Origin of the sequence: Eubacterium callanderi (assembly GCF_900142645.1) — a bacterium.
Lineage (GTDB): Bacteria > Bacillota > Clostridia > Eubacteriales > Eubacteriaceae > Eubacterium > Eubacterium callanderi.
The window spans coordinates 72,143-90,017 of sequence record NZ_FRBP01000019.1 but is presented as its reverse complement, the minus strand read 5'-3'; the positions used below and the strand labels follow the sequence as shown (position 1 = coordinate 90,017).

11 protein-coding genes are annotated in these 17,875 nt (G+C 48.4%); 1 reads left to right on the top strand and 10 read right to left on the bottom strand.

Going from position 1 to position 17,875, the window contains the following annotated elements; all coding sequences use genetic code 11:
* From BUC22_RS20570 to rpoB, 7 genes are all read right to left on the bottom strand, one after another.
* Positions 1 to 513: GTP-binding protein (locus tag BUC22_RS20570; RefSeq protein ID WP_143163956.1), on the bottom strand; the 513-nt coding region annotated here is incomplete at its 3' end.
* A 165-nt stretch (positions 514 to 678) separates the two neighbouring features.
* Complete coding sequence (gene fusA, locus BUC22_RS20565; protein ID WP_013382421.1) at positions 679 to 2,754, bottom strand: elongation factor G; 2,076 nt, start codon at positions 2,752 to 2,754, stop codon at positions 679 to 681.
* Between the two features lie 74 nt (positions 2,755 to 2,828).
* Entirely contained in the window at positions 2,829 to 3,299 is a 471-nt protein-coding gene (gene rpsG / locus BUC22_RS20560; RefSeq protein ID WP_013382422.1) for a 30S ribosomal protein S7, read from the bottom strand.
* Positions 3,300 to 3,410: 111 nt separating this feature from the next.
* On the bottom strand, positions 3,411 to 3,785 hold the full coding sequence (gene rpsL / locus BUC22_RS20555; protein ID WP_013382423.1) for a 30S ribosomal protein S12: 375 nt from the start codon (positions 3,783 to 3,785) through the stop codon (positions 3,411 to 3,413).
* Positions 3,786 to 3,917: 132 nt separating this feature from the next.
* The gene (locus tag BUC22_RS20550) at positions 3,918 to 4,157 is read right to left on the bottom strand and encodes a ribosomal L7Ae/L30e/S12e/Gadd45 family protein (RefSeq protein WP_013382425.1); all 240 of its coding nucleotides are present in this window, start codon (positions 4,155 to 4,157) and stop codon (positions 3,918 to 3,920) included.
* 138 nt (positions 4,158 to 4,295) lie between these two features.
* Positions 4,296 to 8,048: a DNA-directed RNA polymerase subunit beta' gene (gene rpoC, locus BUC22_RS20545; RefSeq protein WP_013382426.1), complete on the bottom strand. Its 3,753-nt coding sequence runs from the start codon at positions 8,046 to 8,048 to the stop codon at positions 4,296 to 4,298.
* 74 nt (positions 8,049 to 8,122) lie between these two features.
* On the bottom strand, positions 8,123 to 11,806 hold the full coding sequence (rpoB, locus tag BUC22_RS20540) for a DNA-directed RNA polymerase subunit beta (protein ID WP_050814121.1): 3,684 nt from the start codon (positions 11,804 to 11,806) through the stop codon (positions 8,123 to 8,125).
* A 704-nt stretch (positions 11,807 to 12,510) separates the two neighbouring features.
* Between rpoB and BUC22_RS20535 the strand changes: the two genes are divergently transcribed.
* The gene (locus tag BUC22_RS20535) at positions 12,511 to 15,168 is read left to right on the top strand and encodes a cation-translocating P-type ATPase (protein WP_013382429.1); all 2,658 of its coding nucleotides are present in this window, start codon (positions 12,511 to 12,513) and stop codon (positions 15,166 to 15,168) included.
* Between the two features lie 44 nt (positions 15,169 to 15,212).
* On the opposite strand, the gene BUC22_RS22185 is transcribed toward BUC22_RS20535, so the two are convergent.
* From BUC22_RS22185 to BUC22_RS20525, 3 genes are read right to left on the bottom strand one after another with little or no spacing between them, the layout of a single operon-like run.
* Positions 15,213 to 15,359 carry a hypothetical protein gene (locus BUC22_RS22185; RefSeq protein ID WP_013382430.1) on the bottom strand — a complete coding sequence of 49 codons (147 nt, stop codon included), beginning with the start codon at positions 15,357 to 15,359 and terminating at the stop codon, positions 15,213 to 15,215.
* Between the two features lie 10 nt (positions 15,360 to 15,369).
* Positions 15,370 to 16,521, bottom strand: a complete 1,152-nt coding sequence (locus BUC22_RS20530; protein ID WP_013382431.1) for a uroporphyrinogen decarboxylase family protein — start codon at positions 16,519 to 16,521, stop codon at positions 15,370 to 15,372.
* Position 16,522: 1 nt separating this feature from the next.
* Entirely contained in the window at positions 16,523 to 17,860 is a 1,338-nt protein-coding gene (locus BUC22_RS20525) for an APC family permease (RefSeq protein WP_013382432.1), read from the bottom strand.
* Between the last annotated feature and the right edge of the window lie 15 nt (positions 17,861 to 17,875).

The following is a 17,875-nucleotide window of genomic DNA, read 5'->3' as shown; positions in this document are numbered from 1 at the left end:
GATTGGTGTGTCATCTCCCGGGAATTCGTATTCGTCTAACAGTTCACGAACTTCCATTTCAACCAGTTCTAATAATTCTTCATCATCTACCATGTCGGCTTTGTTTAAGAAGACGATGATGTATGGTACGCCTACCTGACGGCTTAACAGGATGTGTTCACGGGTCTGCGGCATTGGGCCGTCGGCTGCGGATACAACTAAGATCGCGCCGTCCATCTGGGCTGCGCCGGTGATCATGTTTTTAACGTAGTCGGCATGGCCCGGGCAGTCGACGTGTGCGTAGTGGCGGGCGTCGGTTTCATATTCAACGTGGGCGGTTGAGATGGTGATGCCACGTTCTCTTTCTTCTGGTGCTTTATCGATGTTGTCGAAAGCTACAGCTTCACCGGTTCCGAAGCGTTTGTTTAATACGGTGGTGATTGCAGCGGTTAATGTTGTTTTACCGTGGTCAACATGACCGATGGTACCAATGTTAACATGTGGTTTGGATCTTTCAAATTTTTCCTTAGCCATTTTATTTCTCCTATTATTATTTTAAATATTTAATGGGGTCTGCCGTAACGATCCGGCAGACCGTTAGTTTTTATAAGGTTCACAGATGTTTCGTTATCGGGCGCATTCGCCTAGCGGCTCATAGAACTGCGTCCTGCCGGTTTTCTTCAAAAACCGGACCCAGCTTTATTTAGTGCGTCCTTCGATAATTTTTTCTGAAACGCTCTTTGGTACGGGTTCGTAGTGTGAGAACTGCATGGTGTAAACGCCGCGGCCCTGGGTTTTACTTCTCAGGGATGTTGCATAGCCGAACATTTCTGCCAGCGGCACCATACCATTGATAACCTGAGCACCGTTGCGGGCTTCCATACCTTCTACACGGCCACGTCTGGAGTTAATGTCCCCCATGACATCGCCCATATATTCTTCCGGAATAACAACTTCCAGCTTGAACATTGGTTCCATGATAACCGGATCCGCTTTACGCATACCATTTTTGAAAGCCATAGAACCAGCAACCTTGAAGGCCATTTCGGAGGAGTCAACTTCATGGTAAGAACCGTCATAGACAGTTACTTTAAAGTCGATAACCGGGTAGCCGGCTAAGACACCATTCTGCATTGCTTCCTGGATACCCTGGTCGATTGGTCCGATGTATTCTTTCGGAATCGAACCACCAACGGTTTTATTTTCAAAAATATAACCTTCGCCTGGTTCCAGCGGTTCCAGTGTGATAAGACAGTGACCATACTGACCACGACCACCGGACTGACGAGCGAATTTGCCTTCTGCGTCGACGGTTTTGGTGATCTTTTCTCTGTAAGCTACCTGAGGCTGTCCGATGTTGGCTTCTACCTTGAATTCACGCAGCATACGGTCGATGATGATATCCAGGTGAAGCTCACCCATACCAGAGATAATGGTCTGGCCGGTTTCTTCATCGGTATGTGTACGGAAGGTCGGGTCTTCTTCTGCCAGTTTCTGGAGCGCAACACTCATTTTTTCCTGGCCGGCTTTTGTCTTAGGCTCGATGGCAACATCGATAACCGGTTCAGGGAATACCATGGATTCCAGAATGATCGGGTGATCCGGATCAGACAGGGTGTCCCCGGTAGTGGTATCTTTCAGACCAACGGCAGCTACGATATCACCGGTATAAACCTTGGAGATTTCTTCACGGTGGTTCGCATGCATCTGCAGGATACGGCCAAAACGTTCTCTCTTACCTTTTGTGGTATTACGAACATAGGAGCCTGCTTCTGCAGTACCAGAGTAAACACGCATAAATGCCAGCTTACCAACGTATGGGTCTGTCATAATCTTGAAAGCTAAAGCGGAGAATGGTTCCTCGTCGCTTGGTTTTCTTTCGTCTTCTTCGTCCGTTTCCGGATTTGTACCCTTGATAGCAGGTACGTCAAGCGGTGACGGCATATAGTCAACAACAGCATCCAGCATCATCTGAACGCCCTTGTTTTTATAGGAAGATCCGCAGGTTACTGCGATCAATTCTACGTTACAGGTTCCCTTACGGATGGCTGCCTTGATTTCCTCGACGGTGATTTCTTCACCTTCCAGGTATTTTTCCATCAGGTTTTCATCTACTTCAGAAAGGGCCTCAAGCATCTTATCGCGGTAGCTTTCAGCTTCTTCTTTCATATCGTCAGGAATATCGGTGATTTCAATTTCTTCACCTAAATCATCCTTGTAGATTTCAGCCTTCATGGTAAGCAGGTCAATGATACCAATAAAATCACTTTCCTTACCGATTGGCAGCTGGATACATACTGGGTTTGCGCCCAGACGGTCACGGATCATATCTACCGCATGGTAGAAGTCCGCACCGGTGATGTCCATTTTATTAATGTAAGCCATTCTCGGTACATGGTACTGGTCAGCCTGACGCCAGACGGTTTCGGACTGAGGTTCAACACCGCCCTTGGCACAGAATACCGCTACAGAACCGTCAAGAACTCTTAAAGAACGTTCTACTTCAACGGTAAAGTCAACGTGGCCAGGAGTATCGATAATGTTGATACGGTTGCCTTTCCAATGACAAGTTGTAGCAGCAGAGGTAATGGTGATACCTCTTTCCTGTTCCTGTTCCATCCAGTCCATCTGCGCGCCACCATCATGGGTTTCGCCGATTTTATGGATTTTACCAGAATAATAAAGGATTCTTTCAGTAGTAGTGGTTTTTCCTGCGTCAATATGCGCCATAATACCGATATTTCTTGTGTTCTCTAAACTATATTCTCTTGGCACAGATTTTTCCTCGCAATTTTAATTTGAATACTAAACAGTAAACATATCGCATAAAATCCAATAAGGATTTTATGCTACCAACGATAATGTGCAAAAGCTTTGTTGGCTTCTGCCATAGCGTGCGTATCTTCTTTTTTCTTAACGGCTGCACCACTGTTGTTCAGAGCATCCATGATTTCACCGGCTAAGCGGTCCTTCATGGTTTTTTCAGAACGTTTGCGTGCGTAAGTAACTAACCATCTTAAAGCCAGAGCCTGTTTACGGTCTGCACGAATTTCGATTGGAACCTGATAAGTGGCACCACCGACTCTTCTTGCTTTTACTTCTAACACAGGTGTGATGTTTGCTAATGCTTCTTCGAATGCTTCTAAGGCATCCTTACCGGTTTTTTCATTTACCTTTGAGAATGCGTCATATACGATTCTCTGGGCAACGCCTTTTTTTCCGTCTAACATAACGTTGTTTACCAATTTGGTAACAACAACGCTACCATAAATCGGATCAGGCAATACTTCTCTTTTTGGAACTGGTCCTTTTCTAGGCACTTTGCTTCCCTCCTTAACAATTGATGTTCATCGGTACTCGACATCCAAAGTCGTTGTGCTTATACATACAATCTAGATCTATTATCAGATTTGCAGTACGATGCACTACTCTTACTTCTTAGGCTTTTTAGCCCCGTATTTGGATCGAGCTTGTTTACGATTTTCTACGCCAGCGGTATCTAATGCACCACGGATGATCTTGTAACGAACCCCTGGTAAGTCCTTAACACGGCCGCCTTTTACCAGAACAATACTATGTTCCTGTAAGTTATGGCCGATACCTGGGATATAAGCAGTTACTTCCATACCGTTTACCAGTTTAACTCTGGCAATTTTTCTCAGAGCCGAGTTTGGTTTCTTTGGTGTAGATGTTCTAACTGCAGTACAAACACCTCTTTTTTGGGGGTTTGCTTTCAGTGCCGGAGTCTTTGTTTTGATTTCCGCACTTTTTCTTCCTTGTTTAACAAGCTGATTAATGGTAGGCATTCAGTCCTGCACCTCCTTCTTAAAATTTTATATCAAAAATCCAAATGAAAACAGCCTTTCTGTTAAATCATTCGAAATTTCAACCAAATGCAAGCGTCAAATAAGCGCCCATCAGGCGCCTGCGCTTTAATACTATTTCAGCAGTGCGATCACTGCCGCTCCCCGTTCAATGCCGCTGTCCTGACCGAGCGCGATCTTGCTTTCATAGGGCTCAATGGGAACAGATGCTTCCTGACACGCGGTGACAATTTTTTCCTTAATAGAATCTTCGGTATCTTCAGCTAAAACAACCACGGTTGCTTTTCCTTCTTTCACAGCTTTCAGAGTCTGCTTTGTCCCGATGACCTTTGGGGTCTCACCAAAACTTTCCAATTTATACCTCCAGCAGTTTATAAGACTTTGCTAAACATACCTTTCTAATATACACTCTTTTTGCCAGCTTGTCAAGCGGTAATTAAAACTTCCTTTATCTTGAAAGAAAACCCCGCCAAATAGCGGGGTTTGTGGGTTTTAGTCGTCAAGATCTCCGATAATCATATCGCTGGCTTCACTGCTGCTGTTGTCTAAGAAATCCATGTCGAACATATCAAAGGCCTTGGCCAGTTCATCGTCCTTTTCAAGGTTTTCGCGTTCTTCCTGAACAGCTTTGGCTAAGATGTTATCATCATCCATGACAATATCCATGTCATCGGAAAGCTCCTTCACATTGGTGATATCGTCTTTGATCATATCATCGATCAGTTCTTCTTCCTCATCATCCTCATCCTCGCGGTCATAGTCGAGCTCGACACGGCTGTAAGCCTTAACGCCGGTTCCGGCAGGTACCAGCTGACCGATGATGACATTTTCCTTGAGACCGATGAGCGGGTCGACCTTGCCCTTGATGGCAGCGTCGGTGAGCACTCGGGTGGTTTCCTGGAAAGAAGCAGCTGACAGGAAGGAATCCGTTGCCAGAGATGCCTTGGTGATCCCAAGGAGCTCTCTGCTGGCCTGTGCCGGTTCCAGCCCCATATCCAGAGCTTCGTTGTTCTTTTCTTCCATTTCAAAAATATCGGTTAAGGCCCCGGTGATCAGGTCGGTGTCCCCGGCATTTTCAATCTTAACCTTACGCAGCATCTGTCGGATGATCAGCTCGATATGCTTATCGCTGATGTGTACCCCCTGCAGACGGTATACCTTCTGCACTTCGGAAAGCAGATACTGCTGTACAGCGTCGATGCCCTTGATGCGCAGGATATCGTTCGGGTTGATGGAACCTTCAGTGATTTCCTGGCCGGCTTCGATTTTATCGCCGGTATGTACCTTTAAGCGTGAGCCGTAAGGAATCAGGTAAATTCTGGATTCACCGTCTGGTGCGGTGACAACCGCTTCGGTTTTCTTGCCTTCCAGAATTTCAACACGGCCGGCTATTTCTGAAATAATAGCCTGCCCCTTTGGCTTACGGGCTTCAAAAAGCTCTTCGACACGGGGGAGACCCTGGGTAATGTCGTCCGCGGATGCAACCCCGCCGGTATGGAAGGTACGCATGGTTAACTGGGTACCCGGTTCACCGATGGACTGGGCGGCAATGATACCGACCGCTTCACCGATTTCGACAGGTTTCCAGCTGGTCATATCGACACCGTAGCATTTTTTACAGACACCGTATTTGGAATTACAGTTGAATACGGCGCGGATAACAACTTTTTCAACACCGGCTTCCTGAATGGCTTCTGCCTGGTCGCTGGTGATGACTTCGTCCTTATGGGCCATAATTTCGCCGGTTTCAGGATGCACAACATCCTCGAAGGCGTAGCGGCCTTCAATACGTTCGGCCAGATCTTCAATGACCTCACCGTGTTCATTGATGGCTGTTACCTCATAACCGCGGGTGGTTCCGCAGTCTTCCTCACGGACGATAACGTCCTGGCTGACGTCGACAAGACGACGGGTCAGGTAACCGGAGTCCGCTGTTCTCAGAGCCGTATCGGCAAGACCTTTACGGGCACCATGGGTGGAGGAGAAGAACTCGAGTACGTTCAGACCTTCACGGAAGTTTGAGCGGATCGGCAGCTCGATGACTCGGCCGGTCGGGTTGGTCATAAGACCACGCATACCCGCCAACTGACGAATCTGGTTCTTGGAACCACGGGCACCGGAATCGGCCATCATGTTGATTGGGTTCAGTCGGTCCAGATGGCTTAACAGCGCGTCGGTTACTTCATCGGTAGCGTTGTTCCAGATATCGACAACGTTCTGGTAACGTTCCTCTTCTGAAATGAGACCACGGCGGAACAGCTTGAGGTTCTTAGCGATCTTTTCATCGGCACGGGCAAGGATTTCTTCCTTGTTCCCCGGTACCTGCATGTCGGCAACACCAACGGTGATGGCGGCCTGGGTGGAGTATTTATAGCCCAGACGTTTGATTTCGTCAAGGGTTTCGGAAGTGATGGTTGGGCCGTGGGCCTTGAAGCAGCGGTCAACAATTTTGGTCAATACTTTTTTGTCAACCTGCATATCCACTTCCAGTTTAAAGTGATCGTCAATGGTTTCACGTTTCACAAAGCCCATGTCCTGCGGCAGGATCTGGTTGAAGATGAAACGGCCAACGGTGCTTTCCACCAGCCTTGTGTAGGTTTCACCGCCTATTTCTTTGGTGGTGCGGACCTTAACCTTGGCGTGAAGCTCAACATCGTGGTTAAAATATGCCATTTCCAGCTCGTTCATATCACAGAAAATCGAACCGGTTCCTTTGGCGTCTTCTTTGTAAAGCGTCATATAGTAGGAGCCGAGGATCATATCCTGTGAAGGAACGACAACTGGTGTACCATCCTGAGGTTTCAGGATGTTGTTGCAGGCCATCATTAAGAAGCGGGCTTCTGCCTGAGCCTCTACAGACAGCGGAACGTGGACGGCCATCTGGTCACCGTCAAAGTCGGCATTGTACGCCGTACAGGCCAGCGGGTGAAGCTTGATGGCACGGCCTTCGACCAGGATGGGCTCAAAGGCCTGAATCCCCAGTCGATGGAGTGTAGGTGCACGGTTCAAGAGCACCGGATGTTCGTGAATGACATCTTCTAAAACGTCCCAGATAATCGGATCGAGTTTTTCGACCATCTTCTTGGCGCTCTTGATATTCTGAGACAGTTGTCTCGCGACCAGCTCGCGCATAACGAAGGGCTTGAACAGCTCGATGGCCATTTCCTTCGGCAGACCGCACTGGTACATTTTAAGCTCAGGACCGACAACGATAACGGAACGGCCGGAGTAATCGACACGTTTACCGAGAAGGTTCTGACGGAAACGCCCCTGTTTCCCCTTGAGCATATCACTCAGAGATTTAAACGGACGGTTTCCAGGGCCGGTGACCGCACGGCCGCGTCGGCCATTGTCAATCAAGGCATCAACCGCTTCCTGAAGCATACGCTTTTCATTCTGGACAATGATGTCCGGCGCATCCAACTCCAGCAGCTTGATCAGACGGTTGTTACGGTTGATCACACGGCGGTACAGGTCGTTCAGGTCAGAGGTCGCAAAACGGCCCCCGTCCAGTTGTACCATCGGGCGCAGTTCCGGCGGAATAACCGGAATGGCTTCCATAATCATCCATTCTGGTTTATTGTGAGAATTTCTGAAAGCCTCGATGGCTTCCAGACGTCTGGCCACACGGATCTTCTTCTGACCGGAGCTGTCTTTGAGCTCTTCCTTAAGCACAGCGGCTTCCTGATCCAGGTCCACCATCTTCAGGAGCTCCTGGATAGCTTCCGCACCGATGCCGGCAGTAAAATCTTTGCCATAGTTGGCTCTTGCTTCCTTATATTCGGTTTCGGACAGCACCTGCTTGTACTGAAGCGGGGTTTCGCCTGGGTCCGTTACCACATAAGAGGCAAAATAAATGATTTTTTCAAGATTGCGGGGTGACATTTCAAGGATCAGGCCCATACGGCTCGGAATCCCTTTGAAATACCAGATATGTGATACGGGTGAGGCAAGCTCGATGTGCCCCATCCGTTCTCTTCTTACTTTTGCTTTTGTTACTTCAACACCACAGTTTTCACAGACGATGCCCTTATGGCGAATACGCTTGTATTTACCACAGTTACACTCCCAGTCTTTGGTTGGTCCGAAGATTTTTTCACAGAAAAGACCTTCTTTTTCCGGTTTCAGGGTTCTGTAATTAATGGTTTCGGGTTTTTTAACCTCACCCCGAGACCACTCTCTGATTTTTTCAGGTGATGCTAATCCAATTTGCAACGACTTAAAGGTAAATTCTTCATTTAACAATTGGTTTTGCTCCCTTCGTATATAAATGGATAATAAAACTTGTCAATTTTCAATTCAACACAACGACACAGCCGTTACATTAATGAATCCGGATTGTCGATATCTTCGGCGTCGACGATGGAGATCATATCCGCTCCCGCGTAATCATCCTCGGTCGCAATGTTCGCATCGGGTTCACCGCCGATTTCGTTGGCCAGCTCTTCGACTGGATCGTCTGCAAAGTCACCGTCCAGAATTTCGACGACTTCGTCGTCATTGAGGATCTGCACATCCAGGGCCAGACTCTGGAATTCCTTCATGAGTACCTTGAAAGATTCTGGGATACCTGGTTTCGGAATGTTTTCACCCTTGACAATGGCTTCGTAAGCGGCAACACGGCCGACGACGTCATCGGATTTAATGGTCAGGATTTCCTGGAGTGTATGGGCCGCGCCGTAGGCTTCAAGGGCCCAAACTTCCATTTCCCCGAAACGCTGTCCACCGAACTGGGCTTTACCACCCAGCGGCTGCTGGGTAACTAAGGAGTAAGGTCCGGTTGAACGGGCGTGCATTTTATCATCAACAAGATGATGGAGTTTTAAGTAGTACATATAACCAACGGTTACCGGATTATCGAAGGGTTCGCCGGTGCGGCCGTCGTACAGCTTAATCTTACCATCGCTCGGCAGATCCGCCTTTTCCAGAAGCTCTTCAATGTCTTCTTCATTGGCCGGGTCAAATACCGGTGTGGCGATATGCCAGCCAAGGGCCTTCACTGCCATCCCCAGATGAACTTCCAGTACCTGTCCGATGTTCATACGGGAAGGTACGCCAAGTGGGTTCAGCACGATATCAAGCGGAGTACCGTCCGGCAGGAACGGCATGTCTTCCTGAGGTAGAACGCGGGAGACAACCCCTTTGTTCCCATGGCGGCCGGCCATTTTATCCCCAACAGAGATCTTACGCTTGGTCGCAATGTAAACACGCACCATGGTGTTGACGCCTGGTTTTAAGTCCTCGTCCTTATTGGCTCTTGAGAATACCTTCACGTCAACGACAATGCCAGCTTCACCGTGGGGCACCTTCAATGAGGTATCACGGATTTCACGGGCCTTTTCACCAAAGATGGCGCGCAGCAGTTTTTCTTCTGCGGAAAGGTCCGTTTCACCCTTTGGTGTGACCTTGCCGACTAAAATATCTTCGGATTTTACCTCGGCGCCCACAAAGACAATCCCGCGTTCGTCAAGGTTTCGCAGAGCGTCTTCCCCAACGTTGGGAATATCACGGGTGATTTCCTCTGGTCCGAGCTTGGTTTCACGGGCTTCACATTCAAACTCTTCAATATGGATGGATGTGTATTTGTCCGTTTTCAGCATATTTTCATTGATGAGAACAGCATCCTCGTAATTGTAGCCTTCCCAAGTCATGAACCCGATCAGAGCGTTACGGCCAAGGGCCAGCTCGCCCATTTCAGTGGAAGGACCATCGGCGATGATTTCGCCGGCTTTTACACGCTGTCCCTGGACAACCAGCGGCTTCTGATTCACACAGGTTCCCTGGTTGGAGCGTTTGAATTTCAATAATTTATGCTTTTCAAGGCTGCCGTCGCTGTCTCTGCGGATTCTTATATGATCAGCATCCACAAACTCAACGGTTCCGGCTTCCCCCGCGATGGCGCAGACACCAGAGTCCTTAGCGGCCTTGTGCTCCATCCCTGTCCCGACAACCGGCGCCTTTGGAATAAGCAGTGGCACAGCCTGACGCTGCATGTTGGCGCCCATGAGGGCACGGTTGGCATCATCATTTTCAAGGAAAGGAATAAGGGCAGTCGCCACAGATACAACCTGCTTCGGCGAGATATCCATAAAATCGACGCGGTCTGGCGCAACGGTGACAAAGTCACGGCTGGAGCCGGCACGACCGGTGATTTGTTCATTGACAAAACGGTTATTTTCATCCAGCGGCTCATTGGCTTGGGCAATGGCGTACTGGCCTTCTTCATCGGCTGAGAGATAGTGGATCTCGTCAGTTACCACCCCGTCGATGACCTTGCGGTAGGGGGATTCGATAAAGCCATATTCATTGACACGCGCGAAGGTCGCCAGCGAACCGATCAGGCCGATGTTCGGGCCTTCAGGCGTTTCGATCGGACACATACGGCCATAGTGGCTGTGGTGAACGTCACGGACTTCGAAGCCGGCGCGCTCACGGGAGAGACCGCCAGGTCCAAGGGCGGACAGACGGCGCTTATGTGTCAGCTCAGACAGCGGGTTATTCTGGTCCATAAACTGTGACAGCTGGGAGCTCCCGAAGAATTCCTTCAGCGCTGCGTTTACCGGACGGGTATTGATTAACCCCTGCGGCGTCAGGATCTCATCATCCTGAACAGACATTCTTTCACGGACAACTCTTTCCATACGGGAAAGGCCGATACGGAACTGATTCTGCAGCAGCTCGCCAACAGAACGGAGGCGGCGGTTGCCAAGGTGGTCAATATCGTCGGTATTCCCGATGCCGTAGTCGATGCCGATAAAATAAGAAACCGTCGCGAAGAGGTCGGACTGAAGAATGTGCTTTGGCACCAAACGTTCCATGTGGTTCTTAATTTCATCATGTTTTTCTTCATCAGTCATTTCGTCATTATCAAGGATCTGCATGAGCGCTTCGCGGCAAACCAGTTCCTTAATTTCCAGATCGCTGATATCAAAGGGGATATCCTGGGTATGAATATCAACGAAGCCATTACCGATGACGCGGACGATTTTTTCTTCACCCTGATGCAGGACCTTGACATTGACCACATTGATTCCGGCATTCTGGATCTGCCATGCAACGTCCTTTTTAAAGATCTGGCCTTCCTCTGCCAGGACTTCACCGGTTTCAGGATCAATGACATCCTCGGCGGCGACCTGTCCGGTAATACGGGTAGCCAGAGATAATTTCTTATTGTATTTATAGCGGCCGACGCGGGCTAAATCATAGCGGCGGTCGTCAAAGAACATGGAGTTCAGCAGTGACTGGGCGCTTTCCACTGTCGGCGGCTCGCCCGGACGCAGTCTCTTGTAAATTTCCAGAAGACCGTCACGTTCGTCCTTCATGCCTGCGGTTTCATCTTTCTTGATGGTTTCCAGCAGACGGTAGTCATCCCCGAACACCTCGAGGATTTCCTCGTTGCTGCCCAGACCAAAGGCGCGCAGCAGCGCTGTAATCGGAAGCTTACGGGTACGGTCAATCTTGACGTACATGATATCGTTGGAATCGGATTCGTATTCCAGCCAGGCCCCGCGGTTCGGGATAACCTGTGCAGAATAGAGCTTTTTACCAAGCTTATCACGGGTCAGGGTGTAGTAAGCACCCGGAGAACGTACCAGCTGGCTGACGATAACACGTTCCGCTCCGTTGACGATAAAAGTCCCGGTATCGGTCATTTTGTGCAGGTCGGCCATATAGACCTTCTGTTCTTTTACTTCATTCTTTTCTTTATTGATTAAACGGACACGCACCTTTAAAGGCACATAGTAAGTCTGATCCCGTTCCTTACATTCCTCAATGCTGTATTTCGGTTCTCCCTCAATGGCGTAGTCCACGAACTGCAGCACCAGATTACCAGTGTAATCTGTAATTTCGTGGATGTCGTCAAACACTTCCTGGAGGCCCTTTTCAATAAACCATTTGTAGGAATCGAGCTGTACTTCTAATAAGTTCGGCATCTCAAGGACTTCTTTAATCTTTGAGAAGCTCTGTCTGGTTCTTAATCCGTATTGTACAGGATGCACCATAACCATCCATTATCACCCCTTGCAAATTATTTCGGCATTTTCAAAATACACTTTTTACGCATATGCTCTTTTCTTTGTCGCAAAATTGTGGTACTATTTATAGAGTGGTAATCCTCCCCAATTTCGGGAATTGTCGCGAAAAAATAAAAATGGACCAAGACGAATTTCAAACCTTTGATCAGCCTGAAAAAGCGCAGCCTGCTTAAGAATTCAATTCATCAAGCATTTGGTTTGCCTTTGATCAGCAAACCCGCGCCCCATCCATAAGTCTATTTTAATTTTGTTCCTATTTATTGACTTCTGTCGGTCACATAAATAGCACAATTTTATCTTCTAATGCAATTTAATATCTTATCATAATAAATTTTAGCCGTCAAGGCTTTTTTTATTGGATTTGTAAGTCTGAAATTTCCTTAAGCAACCCGTTTAAAGAAAACGCTGCCGCAGCCTTTCCCATAGCGATCTTAAATTTAACACAAATTTAACATTCACCCATTGACGCAGTGCCGCAAAAACTGCTATAATGCACTAACAGTTGAAAAGGGAGTAGTTTAAGACGCGCCGTCAACACCACGGTTTTTAACCTGGCGGTGTGCGCCTATCTTTTTTGGTAACGAGACTTTTCGACAGCCTGGCAAAAGGGCTGCCGGAAGTCTTTTTTTGGTGCTTCCGGTGTACACAATCTTAACAAAGGAGTATCGATAATGTCAGAAACCTTTTTTAACCGTTCTGCGCAGGAAACACTGGACGAGCTGCACACCTCGCCCTCGGGCCTCAGCACTGCCGAGGCTGAAAGCCGGACCAAAACCTTTGGCCCCAACAAGCTTTCAGAGGGCAGGAAAAAAAGCGTCGCTGTGGTTTTTCTGGAGCAGTTCAAAGATCTGCTGGTGGTTATCCTCACCATTGCCGCCATTATTTCCCTGCTTTCGGGCGAAAGCGAAAGCACCATTGTTATTTTTGCTGTTTTACTTTTAAACGCCGTACTCGGCACCGTTCAGTATGTCAAAGCTGAAAAATCCCTTGAGAGTCTGAAGGCCATGTCCTCGCCCGTTGCCCGGGTGATCCGCGACGGCGCGCGCCTTGAGATCCCCTCCCAGGAGGTGGTCCCCGGTGATATTCTGCTGCTGGAGGCCGGCGACCTGGTGGTTGCCGACGGACGTATCCTGGAAAATTTTTCACTCAAGGTCAATGAAAGCTCACTGACTGGTGAATCCGAAAGTGTTGACAAAACCGCCGATGCCATTCCGTCTGAAAAGGTAGCCCTCGGCGACCAGATCAACATGGTTTTCTCCGGTTCACTTGTAACCTATGGACGGGCAACCGTTGTTGTCACCTCCACGGGCATGGGCACAGAGCTCGGCAAAATCGCTTCTCTCATGAACCAGACACAGCAGCGGAAAACGCCGCTTCAGACCAGTCTTGATAATTTCAGCAAAAAACTGGCTGTCATTATTCTGGCCGTCTGTGTGGTGGTTTTCATGCTCTCCGTTTTCCGCAGCCACATGCCGGTACTGGATTCCCTGATGTTCGCGGTTGCCCTGGCTGTAGCCGCCATTCCTGAGGCGCTCAGCTCCATCGTGACCATCGTTCTGGCCATGGGAACACAAAAAATGGCCAGACAGAACGCGGTTATCAAAGACCTCAAGGCCGTCGAAAGCCTCGGCGCTGTCTCGGTCATCTGCTCAGATAAGACTGGAACACTGACCCAGAACCGCATGTGCCCCCAGAAAATCTATGCTGATGGCAGGCTCACCTCCTGTGAGGACTACGACCTCACCAACGACGCGCAGCGCCTGCTGTTAAAAATCGCTCTGCTGGCAAGCGACGCCACCACAGATGAAAACGCGGGCACCTCCATTGGAGACCCCACCGAGGTGGCTCTGGTACAGATTGGGGATTCCTTCGGCATTGAGGAATCTACCTACCGCAGCCAGCACCCCCGCCTGCGTGAGCTGCCCTTTGACTCTGACCGCAAGCTCATGAGCACCCTCCACGAGCTCGAAAAGGTACCGACCCTGCTGACAAAGGGCGCGCTGGATGTCATGCTCGAGCGCTCCAACTGGATTTACACCACCGATGGTATCCTGCCAATGACTGATGAAAAGCGCAGCGAGATCATCAACACCAACCGCTCCCTGTCCGAGGAAGGGCTCCGCGTTCTGGCCTTCGCTTACCGTGAACTGCCCGGGGTGCGGGATCTGTCCATAGAGGATGAAAATGATTTTGTGTTCGTCGGTTTGATCTCCATGATCGACCCGCCGCGTCCAGAATCTGTCCAGGCTGTGGCTGACGCCAAACGGGGCGGTATCCGCACTGTCATGATCACCGGGGACCACAAGATCACCGCAACCGCCATCGCAAGACAGGTCGGTATCTTCGAGGACGGTGACATTGCTGTGGAAGGCGTTGAGCTCGATGCCATGACCGATGCCGAGCTGGACGAAAAGCTTCCCCGCATTTCTGTCTATGCCCGTGTCTCACCCGAGCATAAAATCCGCATCGTCGACGCCTGGCAGCGCCAGGGACGGATTGTCTCCATGACCGGTGATGGCGTCAACGATGCTCCAGCCCTCAAAAAAGCCGACATTGGCGTGGCGATGGGCATTACCGGCACCGAGGTCAGCAAGGACGCAGCATCCATGATCCTGACTGACGATAACTTTGCCACCATCGTCAAGGCTGTTATCAACGGGCGTAATATCTATGCCAATATTAAAAATGCCATTCAGTTTTTGCTCTCAGGCAACACTGCGGGTATCCTCTGTGTGCTATACGCCTCACTGATGGCTCTTCCTGTCCCTTTTGCCCCGGTGCATCTGCTGTTCATAAACCTGCTGACTGACAGCCTGCCCGCCATCGCCATTGGCATGGAGCCCTCACGCCGCGGACTTTTGAACCAGCCGCCCCGCAATCCTAAGGAACCGATTTTAAACGGCAGCCTGCTCAAGCGCATTGTCTCTCAGGGCCTGCTGATCGCTGTTGCCACTATGGCAGCCTTTTACCTTGGACATCAGACCGGCAGCGCCATGCTGGCCAGCACCATGGCCTTTGCAACCCTGACCCTGGCCCGTCTTTTCCACGGTTTTAACTGCCGTGGTGATGAGTCCATTTTCCGGCTGAAGTTCGGAACCAACAAATATTCACTCATGGCCTTCTTTGGCGGCGTCCTGCTTCTCGCAGCGGTGCTTTTTATACCAGGCCTTAATACCCTGTTCCTTGTAGCGCCGCTCTCCATGACTCAGATCGGCCAGATCATCCTGCTGGCATTCCTGCCTACCCTGATCATTCAGATTGTTAAAGTGATTACTGACCGGCAGCACGGCAGTGTCGTGACTGGCAAAGCCACGCTTTCGGACGATTAAGCATTTAAAAATCCCGGTTTTTAAAAGAAAACCGGGATTTTTTGCTACATCAGCAAAAACATTGCAAAGCTGAAGATCATCTCTTCATTTCCCTGAAATGCCTCAATGGCATATGGAATTGCTTCCTTGGGAATCTCATATTTTTCAATGTTCGCTTCATAATCATTATAATATTCGGAATTAATATTCATTATTTTCTCCTTAATAGACGCCGTATTCTTTAACAAAATTCAATAATTCTTTATACAGATTTATATCCGCGTCATTTGCCCGAAGCAGTGATTTGTCTAAGCTGAAAATATAATTTCCGCCTGGAGCCAGCACATCAATTATTTCCTTGGCCTTATCTTTCACCTGCTGCAATGTACCTGCCTTAAGCAGCGACAGAGGATAAAAACCCGTGAGGACAAATTTTGAACCGAGTTTTTCCTTGAAAACCTTGGGATCACCAAACTCTGCCATCAACTGGCATCCCTCCGGAAGCTCCTGCATATAGTCCAGGTAGCGCGTAAAATCATTTTCCATAAAAATTGAGACTGCCGTATTGGTTTTAACCAGCTCCTCAACCAGCTTTTTAAAGGTTGGCCAGTAGAAGCGCTCAAAATCCTTCTTTTTAATATAGGTTGCCATATGGAGCGGGATCATACAGGCGCCGCGCACTTCAGGCGTTCCCTTGGCCCCTGCCTTGATCATCAATGGGAGGACCGCTTCACAGGCCGCTTCAACTTTTTCCGGATTCCTTCGAATATCCATGGACATGCCCGTAAAGGACCGGAGCAGGTCTGCGATAAAATCCATGGGCGCATCTGTTTGTGCAAAAGCGCCGCCCAGATTTGATTTACCATATTTCAGACAGATTTCATTTTTAGCTGCACCGATTTTCCCCATTGTTACATAAAAGCTTGAAAAACCTTTTGCCAGAGACATAGAGGATTCCGGCCACGGCTTATCGAGCTCTTTATACAGTCTTGGGATAATCTCATCCCATAGGAATTTGTAGGGCGCTTCGATCAATGCGTCATATTCCCCAGGCTCCATCACAGAAATTTCCGGATGCTGTAAAAAGCCATCGCTCCCCATCTGAAAATGCCTTGCGCCCAGAAGCTTATAAAAATGCGGGAACCGTACTGTTGTGACACCAAGATTATCGCTTTCAAAATCCTCCGCGACACGTTCTATAGCCTTTATCAGATAATTAATATCAAACTGGTGAATATTCAGATTGTAGCCTGCATACTCCAGAGCAGCGGCTGCGTCCATATTCAGATTAATGGGCACACGCTTGGGAATTTTTCCTGAACGCACATCGGTATAAAGCTGATTTCTTTCAACTGTGTTTTTGTTTATTTCCATACTAATCTTTTTCTCCTTCGCCTTCTGTTTTTAGTGTCTTGTATTTTGATTTAAAAAATAAATATAAACCTGTTCCTAAAATATAAAGCAGTATTACGATATTTACCGTTGCCGGATTCCCGGCAAACAGAGCATACACCTGGGTGGACATAATGAGGTATGTAATGACCACCATTACCCTGAGACGCCATTTGGGATAACGTTTCGAATAAACGCTTTGCTTCCATTCTTCTGGATATTTCTCCGGTAATTTCAAAATTCCCGCCATCGGGATCAATATTGACAAAATGGTCATACCAACCGCAATTTTAGAAACCACTGTTAAATCCATCCCTAAAAGCGCTGGGACGAGCCCCAGAATATAGAAAATGGTCGTCAGAATATAGGGAACCTCGTATTTATTTGTTTTTCCCCAGGCCTTTGGCAGCCAGCCATCCTTGCAGGCCTGAATTAAAGAGCTCGAATACCACACAAAGCTTGAATTTAAAGTGGTGATTAACGCTCCCAGCGCTCCACCAACGATGAAAATGCTGAAAAGCAAATTACTGGGATATACGATACGGGCCGTGACAACCAGGGATTGATATGCTGCTTCAGCCTGCGGAATCACACCGCTTGCCACAATACCAATGAACATATACAATATCGTCACACCAATGGTAACGATATAGATAACCTTCATCATCACCTTTTCAGGATTTCTGATCTTCGGTGCAAAATCCGTGATGATATATGCACCCCCAACAGCGAAGAATAAAAGTGAAACTGCAGAGTAAAACCCACCGAATCCATTTACAAAGAATGCTCTTTGTTCAAAAAAGTTAGATTCCACCTTTCCAATGCCAAAAATAACAAAGGAAAGCAGACTGAATACCAAAATGACAAAGAGAACATTCTGCACAATCGCTGCATTTTTTATGCCGAAAAGATTGATGATATAAAACAACGTTAAGACACCTGCCGCCACCACCTTCATTCCTACCGGATTGTTAAGCGCTGGGATCAGGCTTGCCAGATACTGCGCAATGGATATGCCAAAAATCGCAATCGTGATCCGTCCAAAGAAGTAAATATATACATATAAGCCGCCTGCCTCTTTTGTAATCAGCTCTTTAGAGTAGCTGTACGCAGCGCTCATTCTGGGAAGAACGCTGCTCATAATAAAGAGAGGCCGAAAAGAGATCAGAAACAGGACAGCACACACTGCAAATGCTACAAAAACGCTCCTGCCGGTCATTCCAATGCCGATACCTGTCAGCGTAATAATTCCTGATCCTATTGTAAAACCGGTTGCCATCGTAAGTGTTTCGAAAAAAGAAAGCCTGTTGTCTTTTTTCATCTGGTAACCTCCCGG

Coding starts and splice junctions, on each gene's coding strand:
- rpsL (WP_013382423.1), bottom strand. CDS start 3,785: ATGCCTACCATTAATCAGCTTGTTAAACAAGGAAGAAAAAGTGCGGAA.
- rpoB (WP_050814121.1), bottom strand. CDS start 11,806: ATGGTGCATCCTGTACAATACGGATTAAGAACCAGACAGAGCTTCTCA.
- BUC22_RS20535 (WP_013382429.1), top strand. CDS start 12,511: ATGTCAGAAACCTTTTTTAACCGTTCTGCGCAGGAAACACTGGACGAG.
- BUC22_RS22185 (WP_013382430.1), bottom strand. CDS start 15,359: ATGAATATTAATTCCGAATATTATAATGATTATGAAGCGAACATTGAA.
- BUC22_RS20530 (WP_013382431.1), bottom strand. CDS start 16,521: ATGGAAATAAACAAAAACACAGTTGAAAGAAATCAGCTTTATACCGAT.
- BUC22_RS20525 (WP_013382432.1), bottom strand. CDS start 17,860: ATGAAAAAAGACAACAGGCTTTCTTTTTTCGAAACACTTACGATGGCA.